This window comes from Sphingobium sp. PAMC28499, from assembly GCF_004795815.1.
Taxonomy (GTDB): Bacteria; Pseudomonadota; Alphaproteobacteria; order Sphingomonadales; family Sphingomonadaceae; genus Sphingobium; species Sphingobium yanoikuyae.
Genome location: NZ_CP039248.1, coordinates 581,238 through 600,679, shown reverse-complemented (window position 1 = coordinate 600,679; position 19,442 = coordinate 581,238). Strand labels below are relative to the sequence as shown.

23 protein-coding genes are annotated in these 19,442 nt (G+C 64.8%); 10 read left to right on the top strand and 13 right to left on the bottom strand.

Translation table 11 applies throughout. The annotated features are described in order from the left end of the window. Positions 1-75 precede the first annotated feature (75 nt). The 9 genes from E5554_RS02910 to E5554_RS02870 form a co-directional block, all read right to left on the bottom strand. Positions 76-2,400: a DNA translocase FtsK 4TM domain-containing protein gene (locus E5554_RS02910; protein WP_136185927.1), complete on the bottom strand. Its 2,325-nt coding sequence runs from the start codon at positions 2,398-2,400 to the stop codon at positions 76-78. 231 nt (positions 2,401-2,631) lie between these two features. After that, complete coding sequence (locus tag E5554_RS02905) at positions 2,632-3,123, bottom strand: GNAT family N-acetyltransferase (RefSeq protein WP_063975986.1); 492 nt, start codon at positions 3,121-3,123, stop codon at positions 2,632-2,634. Beyond that, positions 3,120-4,037, bottom strand: a complete 918-nt coding sequence (locus E5554_RS02900) for a DMT family transporter (RefSeq protein ID WP_168708669.1) — start codon at positions 4,035-4,037, stop codon at positions 3,120-3,122. The genes E5554_RS02905 and E5554_RS02900 overlap by 4 nt, the downstream gene beginning before the upstream one ends. Before the next feature lie 15 nt (positions 4,038-4,052). Then, on the bottom strand, positions 4,053-4,283 hold the full coding sequence (locus tag E5554_RS02895) for a hypothetical protein (RefSeq protein WP_004209215.1): 231 nt from the start codon (positions 4,281-4,283) through the stop codon (positions 4,053-4,055). Continuing rightward, the gene (ispG, locus tag E5554_RS02890) at positions 4,280-5,425 is read right to left on the bottom strand and encodes a flavodoxin-dependent (E)-4-hydroxy-3-methylbut-2-enyl-diphosphate synthase (protein WP_136185926.1); all 1,146 of its coding nucleotides are present in this window, start codon (positions 5,423-5,425) and stop codon (positions 4,280-4,282) included. The genes E5554_RS02895 and ispG overlap by 4 nt, the downstream gene beginning before the upstream one ends. 51 nt (positions 5,426-5,476) lie before the next feature. Further along, on the bottom strand, positions 5,477-6,778 hold the full coding sequence (locus E5554_RS02885; RefSeq protein ID WP_004209213.1) for an OmpP1/FadL family transporter: 1,302 nt from the start codon (positions 6,776-6,778) through the stop codon (positions 5,477-5,479). A gap of 422 nt (positions 6,779-7,200) precedes the next feature. After that, positions 7,201-8,583, bottom strand: a complete 1,383-nt coding sequence (locus tag E5554_RS02880) for a phosphomannomutase/phosphoglucomutase (protein WP_136185925.1) — start codon at positions 8,581-8,583, stop codon at positions 7,201-7,203. Positions 8,584-8,602: 19 nt separating this feature from the next. Continuing rightward, positions 8,603-9,061 carry a hypothetical protein gene (locus E5554_RS02875; RefSeq protein WP_004209210.1) on the bottom strand — a complete coding sequence of 153 codons (459 nt, stop codon included), beginning with the start codon at positions 9,059-9,061 and terminating at the stop codon, positions 8,603-8,605. After that, positions 9,061-9,867, bottom strand: a complete 807-nt coding sequence (locus E5554_RS02870; protein WP_004209209.1) for a division plane positioning ATPase MipZ — start codon at positions 9,865-9,867, stop codon at positions 9,061-9,063. Before E5554_RS02870 ends, E5554_RS02875 begins: the two co-directional genes overlap by 1 nt. A 108-nt stretch (positions 9,868-9,975) precedes the next feature. On the opposite strand from E5554_RS02870, the gene panC reads away from it, so the two are divergent. Further along, the gene (gene panC / locus E5554_RS02865; RefSeq protein ID WP_136185924.1) at positions 9,976-10,821 is read left to right on the top strand and encodes a pantoate--beta-alanine ligase; all 846 of its coding nucleotides are present in this window, start codon (positions 9,976-9,978) and stop codon (positions 10,819-10,821) included. Between the two features lie 15 nt (positions 10,822-10,836). Here panC and E5554_RS23440 read toward each other — a convergent pair whose 3' ends face one another. The 4 genes from E5554_RS23440 to hemE form a co-directional block, all read right to left on the bottom strand. Continuing rightward, positions 10,837-10,965: a hypothetical protein gene (locus E5554_RS23440; protein ID WP_281729017.1), complete on the bottom strand. Its 129-nt coding sequence runs from the start codon at positions 10,963-10,965 to the stop codon at positions 10,837-10,839. A 172-nt stretch (positions 10,966-11,137) separates the two neighbouring features. Continuing rightward, positions 11,138-11,743, bottom strand: a complete 606-nt coding sequence (locus E5554_RS02860) for a hypothetical protein (protein ID WP_136185923.1) — start codon at positions 11,741-11,743, stop codon at positions 11,138-11,140. 118 nt (positions 11,744-11,861) lie between these two features. Next, positions 11,862-12,302: a CopD family protein gene (locus tag E5554_RS02855; RefSeq protein WP_010335790.1), complete on the bottom strand. Its 441-nt coding sequence runs from the start codon at positions 12,300-12,302 to the stop codon at positions 11,862-11,864. Beyond that, on the bottom strand, positions 12,302-13,363 hold the full coding sequence (gene hemE, locus E5554_RS02850; protein WP_069338958.1) for a uroporphyrinogen decarboxylase: 1,062 nt from the start codon (positions 13,361-13,363) through the stop codon (positions 12,302-12,304). Before hemE ends, E5554_RS02855 begins: the two co-directional genes overlap by 1 nt. 291 nt (positions 13,364-13,654) lie before the next feature. Between hemE and E5554_RS02845 the strand changes: the two genes are divergently transcribed. The 9 genes from E5554_RS02845 to E5554_RS02805 all read left to right on the top strand — a co-directional run bounded on the left by E5554_RS02845 (position 13,655) and on the right by E5554_RS02805 (position 19,298). Then, entirely contained in the window at positions 13,655-14,482 is an 828-nt protein-coding gene (locus E5554_RS02845; RefSeq protein ID WP_026108809.1) for a pyruvate, water dikinase regulatory protein, read from the top strand. Further along, the gene (locus E5554_RS02840) at positions 14,479-15,072 is read left to right on the top strand and encodes a nucleoside triphosphate pyrophosphatase (protein WP_136185922.1); all 594 of its coding nucleotides are present in this window, start codon (positions 14,479-14,481) and stop codon (positions 15,070-15,072) included. The genes E5554_RS02845 and E5554_RS02840 overlap by 4 nt, the downstream gene beginning before the upstream one ends. After that, entirely contained in the window at positions 15,069-15,893 is an 825-nt protein-coding gene (gene aroE, locus E5554_RS02835; RefSeq protein ID WP_037519251.1) for a shikimate dehydrogenase, read from the top strand. The genes E5554_RS02840 and aroE overlap by 4 nt, the downstream gene beginning before the upstream one ends. 11 nt (positions 15,894-15,904) lie before the next feature. Beyond that, on the top strand, positions 15,905-16,498 hold the full coding sequence (gene coaE, locus E5554_RS02830) for a dephospho-CoA kinase (RefSeq protein ID WP_136185921.1): 594 nt from the start codon (positions 15,905-15,907) through the stop codon (positions 16,496-16,498). Between the two features lie 32 nt (positions 16,499-16,530). Beyond that, on the top strand, positions 16,531-17,232 hold the full coding sequence (gene dnaQ, locus E5554_RS02825) for a DNA polymerase III subunit epsilon (RefSeq protein ID WP_004209199.1): 702 nt from the start codon (positions 16,531-16,533) through the stop codon (positions 17,230-17,232). Positions 17,233-17,303: 71 nt separating this feature from the next. Beyond that, positions 17,304-17,900 (top strand): ribosome-associated translation inhibitor RaiA, encoded by a 597-nt coding sequence (gene raiA / locus E5554_RS02820; RefSeq protein ID WP_010335785.1) that lies wholly within the window; start codon positions 17,304-17,306, stop codon positions 17,898-17,900. Between the two features lie 130 nt (positions 17,901-18,030). Beyond that, the gene (locus E5554_RS02815) at positions 18,031-18,498 is read left to right on the top strand and encodes a PTS sugar transporter subunit IIA (protein ID WP_017499439.1); all 468 of its coding nucleotides are present in this window, start codon (positions 18,031-18,033) and stop codon (positions 18,496-18,498) included. After that, positions 18,485-18,955 (top strand): PaaI family thioesterase, encoded by a 471-nt coding sequence (locus E5554_RS02810; RefSeq protein ID WP_017499440.1) that lies wholly within the window; start codon positions 18,485-18,487, stop codon positions 18,953-18,955. The genes E5554_RS02815 and E5554_RS02810 overlap by 14 nt, the downstream gene beginning before the upstream one ends. Beyond that, complete coding sequence (locus tag E5554_RS02805; RefSeq protein ID WP_004209195.1) at positions 18,948-19,298, top strand: DUF1491 family protein; 351 nt, start codon at positions 18,948-18,950, stop codon at positions 19,296-19,298. Before E5554_RS02810 ends, E5554_RS02805 begins: the two co-directional genes overlap by 8 nt. Positions 19,299-19,442 lie beyond the last annotated feature (144 nt).

Below are 19,442 nucleotides of genomic sequence, written 5' to 3'. Positions count from 1 at the left end.
TCACGACAAATGCGAAGGCAGCAAGCATGGTTGCACGGAACGCAATCGCTCAAGGAAAACAGGCATTTCGTAGCGTCAGAGCGGATTACCATTCTCGTCACGCAGCACTTCACGGCGGCCGACATGGTTGGGCGGACCGACCAGTCCTTCTTCCTCCATCCGTTCGATCAGGCGTGCGGCGCTGTTGTAGCCGACTCGCAGCTGGCGCTGCAGCCAGCTGGTCGAGGCCTTCTGATTCTCGAACACCAGCTGACAGGCCTTGCGGAACAGCTGCGCGTCCGGGCTGTCATCGCCCAGGTCCACGCCGTCGAGCGCGAAGCTGCCTTCTTCCGGCTCTTCCGTGACCGCCTGGATATAATCGGGCGAACCCTGCGCGCGCCAATGGTCGGCGACCACGCGCACTTCATCGTCCGAAACGAAGGGACCATGAACGCGCATCAGGCCCTTGCCGCCATGCATGTAGAGCATGTCGCCCTTGCCCAGCAGCTGCTCGGCCCCCTGTTCGCCCAGGATGGTGCGGCTGTCGATCTTGCTGGTCACGAAGAAGCTGATGCGGGTCGGCAGGTTCGCCTTGATGACGCCGGTGATGACGTCGACCGAAGGCCGCTGGGTCGCGAGAATCAGGTGGATGCCGGCAGCACGCGCCTTCTGCGCCAGGCGCTGGATCAGGAATTCGACTTCCTTGCCCGCCGTCATCATGAGGTCGGCCAGCTCGTCGACCACCACCACGATCTGCGGCAGCGGCTGGAAATCCAGCTGCTCCTCCTCATAGATCGGCTTGCCGCTTTCGGGGTCATAGCCGGTCTGGACGCGGCGGCCGAGCGGCTTGCCCTTGGCCTTGGCGGCGCGAACCTTCTCGTTGTAATTGGCGAGGTTGCGGACCGAGATCGACGCCATCATGCGATAGCGATCCTCCATCTGCTCGACCGCCCATTTGAGCGCGCGGATCGCCTTGCTCGGTTCGGTCACGACCGGCGCGAGCAGATGCGGAATGTCGTCATAGGTCGACAGTTCCAGCATCTTGGGATCGATCATGATCAGGCGCAGCTGGTCCGGCGTCATGCGGTAGAGCAGCGACAGGATCATGGCGTTGAGGCCGACAGACTTACCCGAACCGGTGGTGCCTGCGATCAGCAGATGCGGCATCGGCGCCAGATCGGCGATGATCGGCTCGCCCGAGATATTCTTGCCCAGGATGATCGGCAGGGTCGCTTCCGCACCAAACTGCTCGCTGGTGATGAGTTCGCGGAAGGACACGCCCTCACGATTGGTGTTGGGCAGTTCGATGCCGATGACGGTGCGGCCGGGAATGGTCGCGACGCGCGCCGACAGCGCCGACATGTTGCGCGCGATATCGTCGGCCAGCGCGATCACGCGGCTCGCCTTGATGCCCGGTGCCGGCTCCAGTTCATACATGGTGACGACGGGTCCGGGGCGAACCTCGACGATATTGCCCTTCACATGGAAGTCGTCGAGCACGCTCTCCAGCAGGCGGGCGTTGCGTTCCAGCGCCGCCTTGTCGATCTTCTGCCCCTGATTGGCAGGGATGGGGTTGAGCAGGTCGGCCGACGGCAGCGAGCTGTGGCCGAACAGATCATCCTGCGACACCGGCGCGGTCGAGCGCTGCACCGGGGCGGGCTTGGGCGCCTGGATGGTGATCGGCGGCTTGGGCTCGTTCGACACCTGCTTGCGCGGCGCGATCACCCGTTCGACCGGACCGTCATCATCCTCGTCCAGATCGGCAGCTGCTCCCTGTCCTGCAAAGGCGAGCGAAGGACGCGGCAGGCTGAGCCGGGGCAGGGTCGGGCGGCGGATGGTGAAGATCGGCTTTTCCAGCGCCAGGCTGCGATACCAGACGAACAGGCCTGCCAGCATGGCCACGACCACCAATATGCCGATGATCCAGCCCTGCGCGGCCGGCGCCTGGGCGGTCAGGCTCATCACCCCCTTGGCGGTGACAAGGCCGATCATGCCGCCCCAGCCGGAGGGCAGGCCGACCAGCGGATCGGGCTGGAACAGGGCGAGCGCGATGCCGATCAGGATGATGCCGACCAGGCATTTGCCGAACTGCGCCTTCCACCCGATCATCTCATGATCGCCCCACAGGCGACGGGCGGTAATCCCCATCAGCGGCAGCAGCAGCGCGATCGGCACGCCGAACAGCAGCAGCAGCATGTCGGCCACCATGGCGCCGGGCGCGCGCATGATATTGGCGACATGATCGCCCGCCACCGTGTTCATCGACGGGTCGCTGGGCTGATAGCTCAGCAGCGCCAGCGCCAGGAACAGGGTCGCCAGAAACAGCGAGATCGCCCCGATCAGCGCGCCGCTGCGCACGATGCTGCGCTTGAGCATTTCGCGCCATTCCGGCGCGCGCTTGGCTCCGCGGCTGACAGCCATGGTCAAATGTCCCCCAAATGTTCCGTTCCGGCACAATGCGCCGAGCCAGGAGTCCTCGTCAAGCCTGCGGCCCATCGGCTCGTCCCGCCCCATCCGCAACATTGCGTATGTCGCGGGCCTGGGGCACAGGCGCAAAATGGGCGGCGAAAGGAGATGTCGCCATGTTCGCCTCTTTCTATCCCGCCTTTGTCGTGATTGCCCTGAGCAGCTTTGCGATCGTGCTGCTGGGCGTCAGCCTGCAGGATGCGATGCGAGGGCGCTGAGCGCATCGCCGTCGACGCGCTGCACGGTCCATTCGTCCATCGGCCGGGCGCCGATCGCCCGGTAGAAGGCGATCGCCGGCGCGTTCCAGTCGAGCACCGACCATTCGAGCCGGGCGCAGTCGCGCGCGATCGCCAATCGGGCGAGACGGGCGAGCAGCGCCTTGCCGGCGCCGAGCCCCCGCGCTTCGGGCAGGACGAACAGATCCTCCAGATAGAGGCCCGGACGCCCCTCGAAGGTCGAGAAATTGTGGAAGAAGAGGGCAAAGCCGATCGGCGTGCCATCATGCTCGGCGATTAGCACCTCCGCCATCGGCCGGGGACCGAACAGATAGTGGGCCAGCGTCTCGCGGTCGGCCTTCACTTCATGGGCCAGCTTCTCATAGTCCGCGAGCGCCAGGATGAAATTCGCGATGGTATCGATATCCGTCGATTGCGCGTCCCTGATGATGACCTGGCTCATGCCGCTCCCGCTTCCACATGGGCGATATCCGCCCGTTTCGTGCGCGCGGCGATAAGGCAGCCGGCGACGATCAACAAGGCACCGGCAAGGGTGGTGAGCGTCAGTTGTTCGCCAAAGGCGAGCCAGCCGAAGATCGCGGCCCAGACAAAGGCGGTATATTCGACCGGGATCAGCCGCTGGGCCTCTGCACGCGCATAGGCCCAGGCGAGCGCGGCGAGAGAGGTGAAGGCCAGGATGGCGGCCAGCAGCACCAGCGGCACCGCCGATCCGGTCGGCACGATCGCCCAGGCCGGCGCGCCGATGGTGAACACGCCCAGCATGACCAGATGCTGGAAGAAGGCGACCTCGATCGGCGAGGCAAGCTGCGCCTGCTGGCGCTGGAGGATCAGGTTCCAGGCGAACAGCATCGCCGAGAGCAGCACCGCGCCCGCCCCCATCAGCGCGTCGCCATCATAGTCGCCGCGCATCCGCCCCGACAGGATCACGCCTACCCCGACCAGGCCGAGTAGCGAGGCGCCGATCGCCTGCCGCCCGATCCGTTCCTTGAGCAGCAAGGCCGCAAGATAGAGCGCAATCAGCGGAGCGATGAAGGAGAGGGCAATGGCTTCGGCCAGTGGCAGACGCATGATCGCCCAGAAGAAGAAGCTGGCCATCAGCGCGACCACCACGCCGCGCAGCAGATGCAGGCGCAGCACGGAACGGTTGGGCCAGCGCTGGCGGGTGGCAAGCATCAGGACCAGCCCGAGCAGGCTGCCGGTGATCGCACGCCAGAGCAGCGCATTATAAAGGCCGATCGAGAGGCTGAGCCCCTTCATCGCCGCGTCCATCACCGAAAAGAGCGCGACGCCAAGGCAGCAGATGAGGAAGGGCAGCAGCACGGACGGGCTGCGGGGAGAAGAAAGCGGACGATCCATCGACGGATGAAGGGATCAGTCGCGACCGGGGCCGACGATCCTGCCGATATGCAATTCGTCGATATGAAGCCGGGTGATCCGTGCCTTGCCGATGCGCAGGCGACCGATGGCCAGGGCGCCAACCGCTATTGCCCCCAATGCGATCGCGCCCAGAGCCAATGTCCCAATAGCGGACGCGCCGACCGCCTGCGCACCCGTGGCGCTTGCGCCATGGGCGATGGCGGACCGGTCGGCGCTGTCCGTCATTCCGCCGCCTGGACCTGTCCCGTGTCACTCGCCGCGGCTTCGATCTCGGCCGCCTTGGCCTCGACCAGCCTGACGATATGGTCGACCATGTCGGCATCCTGGATCGTGTGATCGGTGACGCCCGACAGATAGACCATATGCTTGCCATTGCCGCCGCCAGTGAGGCCGATATCGGTCTCGCGCGCTTCGCCCGGACCGTTGACGACGCAACCCAGCACCGAAAGCGAGAGCGGGGTGTTGATATGCTGCAGCCGTTCCTCCAGCGCCTGGACGGTGCGGATCACGTCGAAGCCCTGCCGCGCGCAGCTGGGGCAGGAGATGACCTTGACGCCGCGGGTGCGGATGCCGAGCGTCTTGAGCATCTCATAGCCGACCCGCACTTCCTCTTCCGGCTCGGCCGAGAGCGAGACACGGATCGTGTCGCCGATGCCGGCCCAGAGCAGATTGCCGATGCCGATCGCGCTCTTGACCGTGCCGCCGATCAGGCCGCCGGCTTCGGTAATGCCCAGATGCAGCGGGCAATCGACCGCATCGGCCAGTTGCATATAGGCCGCGACCGCCAGGAACACGTCGCTCGCCTTCACGGCAACCTTATATTCGTGGAAATCCTGGTCCTGCAGCAGCTTGATATGGTCGAGCGCGCTTTCGACCAGTGCTTCCGGGCAAGGCTCGCCATATTTTTCGAGCAGGTCGCGTTCCAGGCTGCCGGCGTTGACGCCGATGCGGATCGAGCAATTATTGGCCTTGGCGGCGTCCACCACTTCCTTCACCCGCGCGGCCGAACCGATATTGCCGGGATTGATGCGCAGGCAGGCAGCACCGGCATCGGCGGCTTCCAGCGCGCGCTTATAGTGGAAATGGATGTCGGCGACGATCGGCACGCGCGCGGCGCGGACGATCTGTTTGAGCGCCGCGGTCGATTCCTCGTCCGGGCAAGACACACGGATGATGTCGACGCCGGCATCCTCGCAGCGACGGATCTGGTCGATCGTCGCCTTGACGTCATGGGTCAGCGTGTTGGTCATGGTCTGCACCGTGACCGGCGCGCCGCCACCCACGGGGACGTTGCCGACCATGATCTGCCGCGACTGCCGTCGGGCGATGTCGCGCCAGGGGCGCAGGCCGGGATTATGTTCGGACATGAAAAGGGGCTCCAGATCTCTGGAGCCCCCTATAAGCATTAACGCGGCGTTTTAGAAGCGCGCGGTCAGCGATGCGGCAACCTGGTCCGCATTGCCGCTGGTCTGTGCCAGGGTCGTGGCGGTGACGGTGGCCGGCGACGGGAAATAGCTGTCCGGGCGGATGATGTTCGCCTTTTCCACCCAGGTATGGGCGTAGGCGACGTTCAGCGCGAAGGCCGGCGAGATATTCCAGGTCGCGCCGCCCGTCAGCCACACGCGGTCGCCATCGGGCACGCGGGTGGTCAGATGCTGCGGATTGGTCGGCGAACGGTCGAACATGGTGCCGGCGCGCAGCGTGAAGGCGGGGCTGAAATCATATTCGCCGCCCAGGCTGACGCTGTAGCTGTCCTTGTAATCCAGTTCCTTGTTGGTGGTGCCGGTGGCCGAGGTGACCTCGATCCCCTTGAAGCTGGACCAGCCATACCATTTGCCGGTGATCATCGCGCGCAGGTTCGGCGTCAGCTTGTGCATGAAGGACACGGTGACGATATCGGGCAGGTCCAGCGGTGCCGAGGCATCGAACTCGCCATTGGCGGCGCTGAGCGGCGTCACCAGGCCGGAAATGGTCTGGGTGCCCTTGAGCTTGTGGTTGATGCCCGACCGATAGTGGACGCCGACATTGGTGGTGCCGTTGGTGTAGAACAGGCCGGCGTTCCAGCCGACGGTCCAGTCATCGCCCTTCAGCTTGGTGAAGCCGTCGGTGGTGACCAGCGGCGACACCTGCGGCAGCGCGTTGGTCAGGTTCGCCTTCACATATTGCACGTCGACGCCGCCGCCGATCGAGAAATTGTCGTTCAGCTTGAACGCGGCCGACGGCTGGATGTTGTAGGTCTTGAGGTCGGTGTAGATCGAGTCATAGCGACCGAAGAAACCGTCATCATATTCCAGCTTCAGGCCGAAGGGCGCGTTGACGCCCAGCCCCAGCCACAGCCGGTCGGTGACCTGCGCCGAGGCGTAGAAATTGGGGACCGGGATGACGCTTTCGAACGGCTGACCGCCGTCATTGCCGGTCACCGGCACGCGGGCGGTCGAACCGGGGACCGAGCGATAGCTGCCACGGTTGGTCTGATGAGCGGAAGCCATCAGGGCGTTGACACCGGCCGAAACCTGGACGCCCGACAGCTGGGTCATGGCGGCAGGGTTGAAATAGATGGTCGAGGGATCGTCACCTGCAGCGGCGCCGCCAGCCATGGCGCGGCCGGTTTCCACCGGCGACTGTTCCTGAAGATAGAAGCCACCGGCCAGCGCCGGCATCGGTGCGACAATCGCGCCGGTCAGCAGGATGGTGGGAAGAATGCGACGGCGAAGGGACATGGCGTTTCCTCTGCTAAAAACTCATTTGGCCATTTGGTGCGGGCGCTTAAACGCCTCATGCGACTTATGGAACCATGCGCATAACAGCTATCCCGACGATTTCTACAGGCGCCAATGACGGATTTCCGCGATTTTTCGCTCAATTGCCCGGATTTCGGCCGGCTGGACGCTACGGCAAGTGCCGCCCTGTTGCCCCAACGTCACAGGTCAAAAAAAAAGCCGCCCCGAGGGACGGCTATGAAGTTTTAGGAGAGGATGCCTGAAAGGCGAGTTCCTTTTGCGGCCAGGCGGCGTTCGTCGCAAATGCGAAACATGATGGCGCGATTGCGTTTCATGCAACCGGTGTCATAAAACCATGTTTCCCTAAGGGAAATTCCGCATGAAATAATGATAGCGATATCAATTTTGCGCGCTGCGACAGGCTATTTCGCCGCTTGCAATCGCTGATCGACACCCGAATCACGCAAATGGGATTCGATTTCGGCCAGCAGACGCGCCAATCCCGCGGCATCCGACGCCTCCGCCCGCGCGGTCAGCGCATTCTGGGTGTTGGACGCACGCAGCAGCCACCAGCCATCGACAGTGCGGACGCGAGCGCCATCGATCGATTCCACGATTGCGCCGGATGCAACCAGGCGGTCGCGCAGGTCTTCGATGATCGCGAACTTGCGGTCTTCCGGCACGGCAATGCGGATTTCCGGCGTGTTGACCATTTCGACCATGTCGCCGCGCAGGTCGGTGACGGTGCGGCGCAACCGGGCCGCCGCGCGGATCAGGCGAACGGCGGCATAGAGTCCGTCGTCAAAACCGTAAAAATCATCGGCGAACATGATGTGGCCGGTCATCTCGCCACCCAGCGGACTGCCAATCTGCTTCATTTTGGACTTGATATGGCTGTGCCCGGTCTTCCACAGCACCGGCTCACCGCCCAGCCGCGCAATCTCGTCGAACAGGGCCTGGCTGGCCTTCACATCCGCGACGATCGGGGCGCCGGGACGATCCTTCAGCACGACCTGCGCGAACAGGCCGAGCAGTTGGTCACCCCAGATGATCCGGCCTAGGCCATCGACCACGCCGATCCGGTCACCATCGCCATCGAAAGCCACGCCGAAATCGAGCTTCCTGGAGAGGACAAGGGAACGAAGATCGGCCAGATTCGCTTCTTCGGTAGGATCAGGATGATGGTTGGGAAAATTGCCGTCTACATCGGTGAAGAGCAGATGATGCTCACCAGGCAGGAGTTGCACCAGCTTCTCCACGACCGGTCCTGCGGCGCCGTTTCCCGCGTCCCAGCCGATCCGCCAGGCGGCGCCGTCAAAATCGCGCACCAGACGTTCGACATAGGCCGGCATGATATCGACATCGCGCACCCGGCCTTCGCCCGCCAGCCAGTCGCCGGCCGCCGCCATCGCGCCGAGCTGCTGGATCGCCTCGCCATGAAAGGGCGCATGATCCAGGACCAGCTTGAAACCATTCTGGTCTGCGGGATTATGGCTGCCGGTCACCTGGATGGCGCCCGCCACGTCCAGTTCGGCCTCGGCATAATAGAGCATCGGGGTGGGACCGAGGCCAACGCGCAGCACATCGACGCCGCTGTCGGTGAGGCCGCGCACCAGCGCGCCCTCCAGCATGGGCGAACTCAGCCGCCCGTCATAGCCGACCGCGACCGCTGATCCACCGGCGCGCCGCACCCAGGTCGCGAAGCTGCGCCCCAGCGCATAGCCGTCCGCTTCCCCGAGCATCGGGCCGACAACGCCGCGCATGTCATATTCGCGCAGCAGGGTCGGGTGGAAGCGGTGGGCCATATAGTCCTTTCTGGGGCAATCAGCCGGCGGACGGACGATCCCGCTCGGCAAGGTCAGCCAGCAACAGGTCGCGCGCGGCATTGATCTGGGCAGCCAGCGCTTCGGTTCCACCCTTGTCGGGATGGACCGAGGCGATCAGGCGGCGATGTGCGGCGCGGATGTCGGTTGCGCGGGCATCCGCCGACAGACCGAGCAGGGCGCGCGCGCCCTCCACGTCGGCCCTGTCAGTCTGCACCGGCGGCGCAGCCTTGCGCCTGGCGCGGTTAGCGCCCTTCTTCGCCTTGCCCTGCGACGCGAAGAAGAGGGCCGCGCCCAGCAGGATCGGCGCGCCGAGCGCCGGCTTGCCCTTGGCCGCCAGCACCGCGCCGACCAGCGCCGCCCCCAATGCCATGCCATCCTTGGTCGACATGCGCTGCAATCTCCCGGTCCAGATGAGCCAGCCCGCCAGGCCGATCAGCACCAGCGCGATCAGCCCCATCAGGCGGCGCCGAGCATGTCCACGGACGCGGCATGATCGCCGGTCGGCAGGGCCAATCCGGCCACCATCTCGCGCAGTTCCTGGCGCGCTGCGATGTGGCTGATGCCCAGATCGCCTAGATGCCCCTTGTCGAGCAGGGTCAGGCCCGAGGGAAAGAGCTCGCGGAAGATCACGCGTTCCGACAATCCGGGAATGACGCGGAAGCCGACCCGGCGCGACAATTCCATTAGCGCATCGCCGACGCGCTTCTTGTTGCGGGCGTCATGATGCTGGACGCGATTGCGCAGCACGACCCAGTCGATCGACACGCCATCGGCCTTGGCCCGCGACTTGCGCGCTTCGAAGATGAGTTCGGAATAGAAGGACAGGCGGCGCACCCGGAAGGTTTCGGCATCGACCTGGCCGATCAGGTCGAAATCGACGAAACTGTCGTTCATCGGCGTGACCAGCGTGTTGGCGCGGGCCGCCATGTGCCGGGCGAAATCATCGTCGCGGCCGGGCGTGTCGACGATCAGGAAATCCTTGCCCTCCGCAACCGCCGCCGCCTGTTCGTCTAGCGCAGCGACATTGTCGCCCTGAAACACCGCAAAGTCGGGTGCCGACAGATCGATGCCGCGGCGGCGCGCGGTTTCGGCGCGGTTTTCCATATAGCGGGTGACGGTGCGCTGGCGCGGGTCGAGATCGATCAGGCCGACGCTATGGCCGAGCGCGGTCAGCGCGATCGCCGTGTGGACGGCGGTCGTCGACTTGCCGGTTCCGCCCTTTTCATTGGCGAAGACGATGAGGTGCGTTTGCGCGTTCGCCATCGGACCTTGATAACCCCGTGTTTGTCGCTCTAGATTCTTGACGGTCCCGTGGCGCGAAGCCTAGCAGGACGCCCCTGTGTCCCTGCCCTTATCGGAGCCCCTCGTCCCGTGCAAATTCTCCGTGACCTTCCCGCCCTGCGTGCCGCCGTCGCCGCGCTGAAGTCCGACGGAAAGAAACTGGCGCTGGTCCCCACCATGGGCGCGCTGCATGACGGGCATATGGCGCTGGTCGAGGAAGCGCGCCGCCATGGCCGCCATGTCGTGGTGTCGATCTTCGTCAATCCGCGCCAGTTCGGCCCGAACGAGGATCTGGACGCCTATCCCCGACGCGAGGCGAAGGACGCGCAGCTGCTGCAGGCCGCCGGCGTCGACATCCTGTGGGCGCCGAGCGTCGAGGTCATGTACCCGGCCGGCTATGCCACCAATATCCGGGTGTCGGGGGTGAGCGAAGGGCTGGATGGCGCGGCGCGGCCGGGCCATTTCGATGGCGTCGCCACGGTCGTCACCAAGCTGTTCAACCAGGTCGCACCCGATGTCGCGATCTTTGGCGAGAAGGATTATCAGCAGCTCGCCGTGATCCGCCGCATGGTTGCCGACACCAATCTGGACATCGAGATCATCGGCATGCCGACCCAGCGGGCCGAGGATGGCCTGGCGCTGTCGTCGCGCAACGCCTATCTCAGCGAACAGGAGCGCAAGGATGCGCTGGCGCTGCCGCGCGCGCTGGGTGAGGCGAAGCGGCAGATCGAGAAGGGCGAGCCGGTCGAGGCGGCACTGGCGAAGGCAATCGCCACGCTGGCGACCCATGGTTTCGATCCGATCGACTATGTGACCCTGTGCGACGCCGACAGCCTGGAGCCGATCGCGACGCTCGACCGTCCCGCACGGCTGCTGGGCGCTGCGAAGCTGGGCAAGACGCGGCTGATCGACAATATCGCGGTCGATCTGGTCTAAAGGGCCGGCCTGACCTCAGCTCAGACGCTTGAGCAGGACACAGCCGAGGACGAACAGGCCGATCACCGCCCAGCCCTCCCAGGTGCGGGGACCATAGCCCCAGCCGATACGCTTGGGGCCGAACCAGATGCGCGGGTCATTCATGGGCGCCTTCCGCTTAACTTCGCACATTTCCCGCACATTTTGACATTATGTTGCGCGGGGGCGATCCTATTCGCCTGTCACCCGATCGGCGACACCCCGGCTATAGCATGGTCATGGCGGCGTAGGACAGCAGCCCGAGGGACCGGGGCGAAGGCCCCGATCCCCCTGTCGATCAAAGTGCGCCAGCGGCCGGAGCAGCGGTGCCGGCTTCGACCGGAGCCGGGGTCGCGGCGATCGGCGCAGGCGCTGCCGCCGCGCTGTCGACCGAGAAGGCGAGATCCTCGTCGAGGAAAGCGGGAATGATCGAACCCGACGGAATGTTGGCGCTGGTGCCGGTGGTGAAGAAGCCGGCGACCGGGATCAGCGCGATCGCACCGACGACGCCGGCGGTGCCGGTCACGCCCTTGTCATTGAAGGTGCCGGTCAAGCGCACCTGCCGGCCCCCCAGCCGGACATAGAGCACGCGGCCCTCGATGAAGCCGGACTTGCCCCACATGCCCTTGTTCCGGACGCTGGTGATTTCCGCGATGCCGGGCGTGCCGGCGGGGATCACCACATTATTGCCGACCATCACGGCTTCGGCGGTCTCGATATTGACGCGATCGCCGACCTTCACCGCCTTCTTCTTGGTGGTGAGTTCGACCAGCGTGCGAACGGGCACCTTGGCACCGGCGCGCAGGACATTGCCATCGACGGCAGGCGCGATGGTGACGGCAGGCTGCTGCGCAGCCGCCATCGGCGCGGCCAACGCGGCCGCGCACAAAAACAGACGAATCATGATACCCCCACAGAAAGTCCGCAGGATGCGGACCGGCGGAGGCAAAGCATAGTCCGAAGACTTGCGCCAGAGGCCAAGTAAAGCGCCCGATCTTTTCGGACGCTTTACGCTACGACCGTCAGAAGGGGCGGACGATCACCATGATGACGATCACCGCTGCGGCGATGCCGGGCACCTCGTTCAACATGCGCAACTGCTTGTCGGCAAGGCTGCGCTGACCGCGTGCGAGCTTCTTCGCATAGCTGGCGATCCAGCCATGATAGCCCGACAGTGCGAGGACGAAGAGCAGCTTCAGGTGGAACCAGCCGAAATGCCAGGCGCCGATTTCCACCATCAGCATCAGGCCGAAGACCCAGGTGAGGATCAGCGACGGGTTGAGGATGATCTTGAGCAGGCGCGTCTCACGCTCGATCCAGCGCTGGTCCTCCGCCGAGCCCGGCACGGTTTCCTGATGATAGACGAAGAAGCGCGGCATCATGAACAGCCCCGCCATCAGGAAGATGACGAAGATGACATGGGCGGCCTTCACCCACAGATAGGCAGCGCCGAGATAGGGCATCAGCGTGTCTCCGTTCCGCGCACATAGGCGATCAGCGCCTCGACATGGGCGATCGGCGTATCGGGCAATATGCCATGGCCCAGGTTGAAGATATGGGGCCGGCCGGCAAAGGCGGCGCGCAAGTTATCCACAGCCTGTTCCACCGCCTGACCGCCGGCAATCAGCGCCAGCGGATCGAGATTGCCCTGCACCGGAAGCCCGGCCGGCAGCGCCTGGTTCGCCCAATGCGGGTCGACGGTTTCATCCACACCCACCGCATCGACGCCGGTGCCGATCGCATAGGCCGGCAGTTTCGCGCCGGCGCCCTTGGGAAAGCCGATCACCGGAATGTCGGGATGGAGCGCCTTCAATTTGCGGACGATCGCGGCATTGGGCTCTATCACCCAGCGTTCGAACTGGAGCGGGGCGAGGCTGCCGGCCCAGCTGTCGAACAATTGCACCGCTTCCACGCCGGCTTCGATCTGGCCGGAGAGATAGATGACGGTTGCATCGACGATGGCGTCGATCAGCGCGGCGAAGCGATCGGGCTGTTGATACGCCATGCGACGCGCGGCGCCCTGGTCCTTGCTGCCCTGTCCCGCGACCATATAGGTGGCGATCGTCCAGGGACTGCCTGCAAAGCCCAGGAAGGTCACCGACGGGTCCAGCGCGGCCTTCACCTGCCGCACCGTTTCATACACAGCCTCATAGCGGCTGAAATCGGGTTTCAGCGCCGACAGGTCGGTCTCCGCCAGGATCGGGGCGAGACGCGGGCCTTCACCGGCTTCGAACCAGAGATCCTGTCCCATGGCATAGGGGACGATCAATATGTCGGAAAAGAGGATGGCGCCGTCGAAGCCGAAGCGGCGCAGCGGCTGGAGCGTGACCTCTGCCGCGGCGGCGCTGTCATAGACCAGTTCGAGGAAGCCGCCCTTGTCGGCCCGGAGTGCGCGATATTCCGGCAGATAGCGGCCGGCCTGGCGCATGAGCCACATCGGCGGGACGGGCGGCACCGCGCCGCGCAATACGGAAAGGAGCGGCTTGGCGCTGACTGCGCCGGCGTGAGCGTCGGGACCCGTCATGAACTCTCTACTTTATAAAGATATTTAAAAAGGAATGTTGAGGTTGTTGGGCTGTTGGTTCGGGGGTTTATGCGCTGTCCCCGCTTTTGCCAACAGCTTGACTCCTGGAGTCACGCGATTCCGCGGCGAGTCATCTGAATCATCCCCATTACCCACAGGCTGTGGATAAGATTCCGGCCCTGTTGAGAGGCTGTGGATAAGATTCCGCTTTCTGGGGACGAAATGGGGCTGCAAAGTTATCCACAACTCTATCCCTTGCTTTATCCACAGGGGACTCACAGAGATATGCCTGTGTCACGTATCCATCTTCACCTGCTTTCGGACTCCACCGGCGAGACGCTGGAGAATATCGCCAAGGCGGCGATCGGCCTGTTCGAAAATGTCGAGGCGATCCGCCATTTCTGGCCGATGGTCCGATCCGAAGTGCATCTCGACCGGATCATGGAGGAGATATCCGCCCATCCCGGCCTGGTGCTGTTCACGCTCACCAACCATGTGCTGCGGCGGCGGCTGGAAACGCGCTGCCGCGCGCTTGGCCTGCCCCATGTCGCCGCGCTCGACAGCGTGGCCGATGCCCTGTCCAACATATTGGGACAGGAAACCCGGACCCGGCCGGGCCGCAAGCATATCCTCGACGAAGCCTATTTCGCGCGGATCGAGGCGATCCAGTTCACCATCGCCCATGATGATGGCGTGGGGCACGAGAATTGGGAGGAGGCCGATATCGTCCTGGCGGGCGTGTCGCGCGCGTCGAAGACGCCGACCTCCATCTACCTCGCCAATCGCGGCTACAAGACCGCCAACATCCCGCTGGTGCCGGAATCGCCGCCGCCGCGCAGCCTTTATGGCCTGAAGCATCCGATGGTGGTGGGCCTCACCATCAGTCCCGAGCGGCTGATCCAGATACGGCGCAACCGGTTGCTGTCGCTCAACCAGGCGCCCGAGACCGCCTATGTGGATAGCGACAAGGTGCAGGAGGAACTGGCCTTTGCGCGGCGCATGTTCGCCGACAATGGCTGGCCGGTGATCGACATGACCCGCCGGTCGATCGAGGAAGCGGCCGCCGCCATCATCAACCTGTTCAACGACCGCGAACTGGCGGAAGGAAATGAAGCATGATCGTCCTAGCCTCGCAGAGCGCCAGCCGGCGCGCCATGCTGAGCGCGGCCGGCGTGCCGTTCGAGGCGCTGTCACCGGGTGTGGATGAAGAGGCCGCCAAGGAAGCATTGCGCGCCGATGGCCATGATGGCCGCGCGCTGGCCGATGCGCTGGCGGAGCTGAAGGCGCTCAAGGTGTCGCGCCGGGTGCCGGGGGCGCTGGTGCTGGGCTGTGACCAGACCCTGACTCTCGACGACGGGACGATGATCGACAAGGCGATCGACAAGGCGGATGCCGCGCGCATCGTGCGCCTGCTGTCGGGCCGGGTGCATCATCTCCACAGCGCAGCGGTGATCGTGCTCAACAATGAACCGATCTGGCGCCATGTCGAGCGGGTGCGGATGACGGTGCGGACCCTGTCCGACGGATTCATCGACTCCTATCTGGAGGGCGACTGGGATGAATGCCAATGGTGCGTCGGCTGCTACCGGATCGAGGGGCCGGGCGCGCAATTGTTCGCCAGGGTGGAAGGCAGCCAGTTCGGCATCCAGGGCCTGCCGCTGCTGCCGCTGCTTGACTTCCTGCGCATAAGGGGCGTTCTGGCGTCATGACCGACAAGCTCCCCTATGCCGAGGTGATCGGCGATCCGATCGACCACAGCAAATCGCCCCTTATCCACAATTTCTGGCTGCAGGCGCTGGATATCGAGGCGGAGTATAAGAAGACTCATGTGACGCCCGAGGGGCTGTCCGCCTATTTCCTGCAGCGCCGGGCCGATCCCGACTGGCTGGGCTGCAATGTCACCATTCCCCACAAGATCGCGGTGATGGACTATACTGATGATCCGGGTGGAGTGCGCGACCGGATCGGTGCGATGAACACCATCGCCAGCGAGACCGGCGGGCCGCTGATCGGCACCAACACCGATGCCGGCGGATTCCTGCAGCCGCTGCTGCGCGACAAGTGGAAGGGGCGCCATGCGGTGCTGATCGGCGCGGGCGGCGCGGCGCGGGCGATCCTGTTCGCGCTCACCAGCCTGGGCGTGCCGGAGATCACGATCATGGCGCGCGATCCGGCCAAGGGACAGGCGCTGCTCGACCGGGCCGGGGTGAAGGGCAAGGTGATCGGCATGACCGATGCGCTGCCGGCCGCCGACCTGCTGGTCAACAGCACGTCGCTGGGCATGGTCGGCCAGCCGGCGCTGGATCTGGACCTGTCGCCGCTGCCGGCGAGCGCGACCGTCTATGACATCGTCTATGCGCCACTGGAGACGGGCTTGCTGAAGGCGGCGCGCGACCGGGGCCTCAAGACGCTGGACGGGCTGGAAATGCTGATCGGCCAGGCGGCGCTGGCGTTCGACATCTTCTTCGATGCGGAGGCACCGCGCGAACTGGACGCGGAACTGCGCGCGCTGCTGCTGGCGGCGGACTGAACGGCGACGGGGTGAAGATCTACGGCCTCACCGGCTCGATCGGCATGGGCAAGTCGGCGGTTGCGGCGATGTTTCGCCGCGAGGGCGTGCCCGTGTTCGATGCCGATGCCGAGGTGCATCGGCTGCAGGGGCCGGGCGGCCGGCTGATCCCGGCGATCGAAGCGCGTTTTCCCGGCACCACCGGGCCGCAGGGCGTTGACCGGACGAAGCTGGGCGCAGCGGTGTTCGGTCATCCCGCCGAATTGAAGGCGCTGGAGGCGATCGTCCATCCCGCCGTCGGCGAGTCGCGTCGGCGATTCCTCAAACGCCATCGGTCGCGCAAATTCGTGATTCTGGACGTGCCTCTGTTGTTCGAGACGGGTGGCCACCGGCGCATGGCGGGGATCATCGTCGTCAGTGCGCCCGCCTGGAAACAGCGGCGGCGGGTGCTGGCCCGGCCGGGCATGACGGTGGCAAAATTTCGTAGAATCCTGCACTTGCAGCTGCCCGATGCTGAAAAGCGGCTAAGGGCAGACTATATCATCAACACGGGTACGACATTTGCCGCAACCCGGGCACAGGTCAGGCGTCTGGTCGCTTGCCTTGGCGCCCGGACAGGCAGATAAGTAGAGTCATAGAGAGTCGGTTCAAAAGGGCGATGCGCGAGATCATTTTCGACACCGAAACGACGGGATTTGATCCGGCATCCGGCGATCGGCTGGTCGAAATCGGGTGCATAGAGCTTATCAATCGCGTGCCGACCGGCCGCACCTTCCATGCCTATTATAATCCACAGCGCGACATGCCCTCCGCCGCCGAGGCGGTGCATGGCCTGTCGAGCCAGTTCCTGTCGGACAAGCCGCTGTTCCGCGAGGGCGTGGCCGAGCTGATGGATTTCCTGGAGGACAGCCCGCTGGTCGCGCACAATGCGCGCTTCGACTTCGGATTCCTCAATCACGAATTGAAGCTGTGCGCGCGCGACGCCGTGTCGATGGACCGGATGATCGACACGGTCGCGATCGCCCGCACCCTGCATCCCGGCGCCAAGCACAGCCTGGACGCGCTCTGCACCCGTTACGGCATCGACCGCAGCCACCGCGTCAAGCATGGCGCGCTGCTCGACGCCGAACTGCTGGCGCAGCTCTATGTCGAATTGACCGGCGGCCGTCAGATCGGCCTGGGTCTTGCACAGGAGGAAGAGAAAGAGATCGTCAGGGTGGAACTGACGGAAACCGCCGTTGTTCGCCCTGTTCGTCCCGCGCGCGTCTTCACGGCGAGCGCGGAGGAGCTGGAGAGGCATGCCGCTTTCGTCGCGAAGCTGGATAAGCCGCTCTGGCTCGAGGAGGCGCCGCCGGCCTGAACCTGCCGGCGTTTGCCACGTGCCAACCGGGCCGCTGATCCGGCGTCCCGGCAAGAATAAGGAGAAGGCATATGGATATCCGTGTTTCCGGGCATCAGGTCGAGACGGGCGAGGCGCTCAAGCAGCACGTCAGCGACCGGCTGGAAGCGATAGCCGAGAAATATTTCTCCCGCACGATTTCCGCCCAGGTGACCTTCCGACCGGCCCCGCATGGCGCCTTCCATTGTGATATCGTCTGCCATGTGATGACCGGCCTGATCCTGAAGGGCGCCGGCGAGGCGCAGGAGGCGCATCCCGCCTTCGACCAGGCATCGGACCGGATCGAGAAGCAGCTGCGCCGCTATATGCGCCGCCTGAAGGACCGCAGCATCCAGGCCGCCGCGGCCGAAGCGCAGCGCGCCAATGGCTACAGCGTCGATGATATCGACGGCGCGGGCTATACGATCTTCGCCGGTGCCGCCGACGAGGAGGCCGAAGCGGCCGACGCGCCCCTGATCGTTGCCGAAACGCGGGTCGACATTCCCGAGGCCAGCGTGTCCGACGCGGTGATGATGCTGGACCTGCGCAACACCAATGCGCTGCTGTTCCTCAATGCCGGCACGTCGGCCTATAATATGGTCTATCGCCGTCAGGACGGCACGATCGGCTGGGTCGAGCCGCGCGGCTGACCCCCTGCCAAGCCGGGCCGCCTGTTGACCTCCGGGTGCAGGCGGCCTATGGGGCCGGGCTTTAGTTTCTCCGAGCAACGCGCATTTTTTTCGACAGGCTGGGCGCGCCTCGGCTGCCCCCGGAAGTAAAATGGTGCATTTCAACGATATTGTCTCGCCGGACGCGCTGGCCACCGAGGTGACTGTGAACGGCAAGAAGATGCTGTTCCAGAAGATCGCGGCTCTGGCGGCGCAATCCTATGGCGTCGATGCCGAAGCGGCCGCCGACGCGCTTCTGGAGCGCGAGCGTCTGGGCTCCACCGGCTTCGGTGGCGGCGTTGCCATTCCCCATGCCAAGCTGCCGGACCTTGATCGCATGTGCGGCGTGGTCGTGCTGCTCGATCCGCCGGCGCCGTTCGACGCGGTCGATGATGCGCCGGTCGATGTCGTGTTCGCGCTGCTTTCGCCGCAGGACAGCGGTGCCGAGCATTTGAAGACGCTGGCGCGTGTATCGCGCTATCTGCGCGACGAGGCGCAGGTGACGCGCCTGCGCGGTGCCAAGTCGGCCGAGGCGCTGCACGCGCTGCTGGCCGGTGGTGAGGCGCGTGACGCCGCCTGAGGCCGCCGCGCTCGCCAGTGGCGAGGCGGCGCATTTTCGCGCGCTGGAGCATCTCTACAACAGCGCGCCGATCAACGACCTGTTCCTGTCGACCCTGCGCGTGCCGGAGCCCGGCCGATCGGTGATCGATTTCGAGGTCGACGAGCGGCATTTCCATGCCGCCGGCGCGGTGCATGGCACCGTCTATTTCAAGATGCTGGACGATGCGGCCTTCTATGCCGCCAACAGTCTGGTCAGCGATCGTTTCCTGCTGACCACCGCCTTCAACCTGCTGTTCACCCGGCCGATCGGCCCCGGAAAGCTGCGCGCTGAAGGGCGCTGGATCAGCGGCAAGCGTCGCGTCTATGTCGCCGAGGCGAGCATCCTCGATTCGGACGGGGAAGAGGTGGGCCGGGGCACCGGCACCTTCATGCGGTCGCAGATTCCGCTGTCATCGCTGCCGGGATATCATGGCTGAGGATAGTCCGGCCGCGCGGCTGACCAGCGCGATGCTGGTCGGCGCGCTGGTGAAGCGGGTGAATGCCGCCGGTGGCTTTGCCATGATATTGGCCAAGGGCGATGCAATGAGCGGCGTCATCCTGGTCCAGGTGATGGACAAGGGGCGGGAATCCGCAATTTTCGAACGGGTATCGAACTTTCGCGGCGGCCATGCATTGATGCGCTGTGGACCCCCTGCGGAAGAGGGGCCGGAGGCGTTCGCCGCCTATGCCGAACGCCGGCGCAGATCGGACCCCGACCTGTGGCTGGTGGAGCTTGATATCGCGGATGCGGAACGGTTCGCCGCTGAAACGATCTGCTGATCGTTGACTCCTTGCACGCGCGCGGGCAATGGCAGCCGACGCTGAACGCGCAGGTTGCCTGCATTCGTCCATGGGGGGCGGGCCGGTAAACACGCAGACGGGGGGCGGCCGAACGTCACAGAATATCGGTTACAATCGACGTTT

What these genes read in the sequence shown, in the direction of transcription:
- E5554_RS02860 (WP_136185923.1), bottom strand. Translation starts at nt 11,743, where the DNA reads ATGATTCGTCTGTTTTTGTGCGCGGCCGCGTTGGCCGCGCCGATGGCG.
- E5554_RS02840 (WP_136185922.1), top strand. Translation starts at nt 14,479, where the DNA reads ATGATCGTCCTAGCCTCGCAGAGCGCCAGCCGGCGCGCCATGCTGAGC.
- dnaQ (WP_004209199.1), top strand. Translation starts at nt 16,531, where the DNA reads ATGCGCGAGATCATTTTCGACACCGAAACGACGGGATTTGATCCGGCA.
- E5554_RS02875 (WP_004209210.1), bottom strand. Translation starts at nt 9,061, where the DNA reads ATGGGGCTGATCGCGCTGGTGCTGATCGGCCTGGCGGGCTGGCTCATC.
- E5554_RS02905 (WP_063975986.1), bottom strand. Translation starts at nt 3,123, where the DNA reads ATGAGCCAGGTCATCATCAGGGACGCGCAATCGACGGATATCGATACC.
- E5554_RS02910 (WP_136185927.1), bottom strand. Translation starts at nt 2,400, where the DNA reads ATGGCTGTCAGCCGCGGAGCCAAGCGCGCGCCGGAATGGCGCGAAATG.
- E5554_RS02805 (WP_004209195.1), top strand. Translation starts at nt 18,948, where the DNA reads ATGGCTGAGGATAGTCCGGCCGCGCGGCTGACCAGCGCGATGCTGGTC.
- E5554_RS02815 (WP_017499439.1), top strand. Translation starts at nt 18,031, where the DNA reads ATGGTGCATTTCAACGATATTGTCTCGCCGGACGCGCTGGCCACCGAG.
- E5554_RS02895 (WP_004209215.1), bottom strand. Translation starts at nt 4,283, where the DNA reads ATGACGGACAGCGCCGACCGGTCCGCCATCGCCCATGGCGCAAGCGCC.
- E5554_RS02885 (WP_004209213.1), bottom strand. Translation starts at nt 6,778, where the DNA reads ATGTCCCTTCGCCGTCGCATTCTTCCCACCATCCTGCTGACCGGCGCG.
- E5554_RS23440 (WP_281729017.1), bottom strand. Translation starts at nt 10,965, where the DNA reads ATGAATGACCCGCGCATCTGGTTCGGCCCCAAGCGTATCGGCTGGGGC.
- ispG (WP_136185926.1), bottom strand. Translation starts at nt 5,425, where the DNA reads ATGTCCGAACATAATCCCGGCCTGCGCCCCTGGCGCGACATCGCCCGA.
- aroE (WP_037519251.1), top strand. Translation starts at nt 15,069, where the DNA reads ATGACCGACAAGCTCCCCTATGCCGAGGTGATCGGCGATCCGATCGAC.
- E5554_RS02900 (WP_168708669.1), bottom strand. Translation starts at nt 4,037, where the DNA reads ATGGATCGTCCGCTTTCTTCTCCCCGCAGCCCGTCCGTGCTGCTGCCC.
- E5554_RS02855 (WP_010335790.1), bottom strand. Translation starts at nt 12,302, where the DNA reads ATGCCCTATCTCGGCGCTGCCTATCTGTGGGTGAAGGCCGCCCATGTC.
- hemE (WP_069338958.1), bottom strand. Translation starts at nt 13,363, where the DNA reads ATGACGGGTCCCGACGCTCACGCCGGCGCAGTCAGCGCCAAGCCGCTC.
- raiA (WP_010335785.1), top strand. Translation starts at nt 17,304, where the DNA reads ATGGATATCCGTGTTTCCGGGCATCAGGTCGAGACGGGCGAGGCGCTC.
- E5554_RS02870 (WP_004209209.1), bottom strand. Translation starts at nt 9,867, where the DNA reads ATGGCGAACGCGCAAACGCACCTCATCGTCTTCGCCAATGAAAAGGGC.
- E5554_RS02880 (WP_136185925.1), bottom strand. Translation starts at nt 8,583, where the DNA reads ATGGCCCACCGCTTCCACCCGACCCTGCTGCGCGAATATGACATGCGC.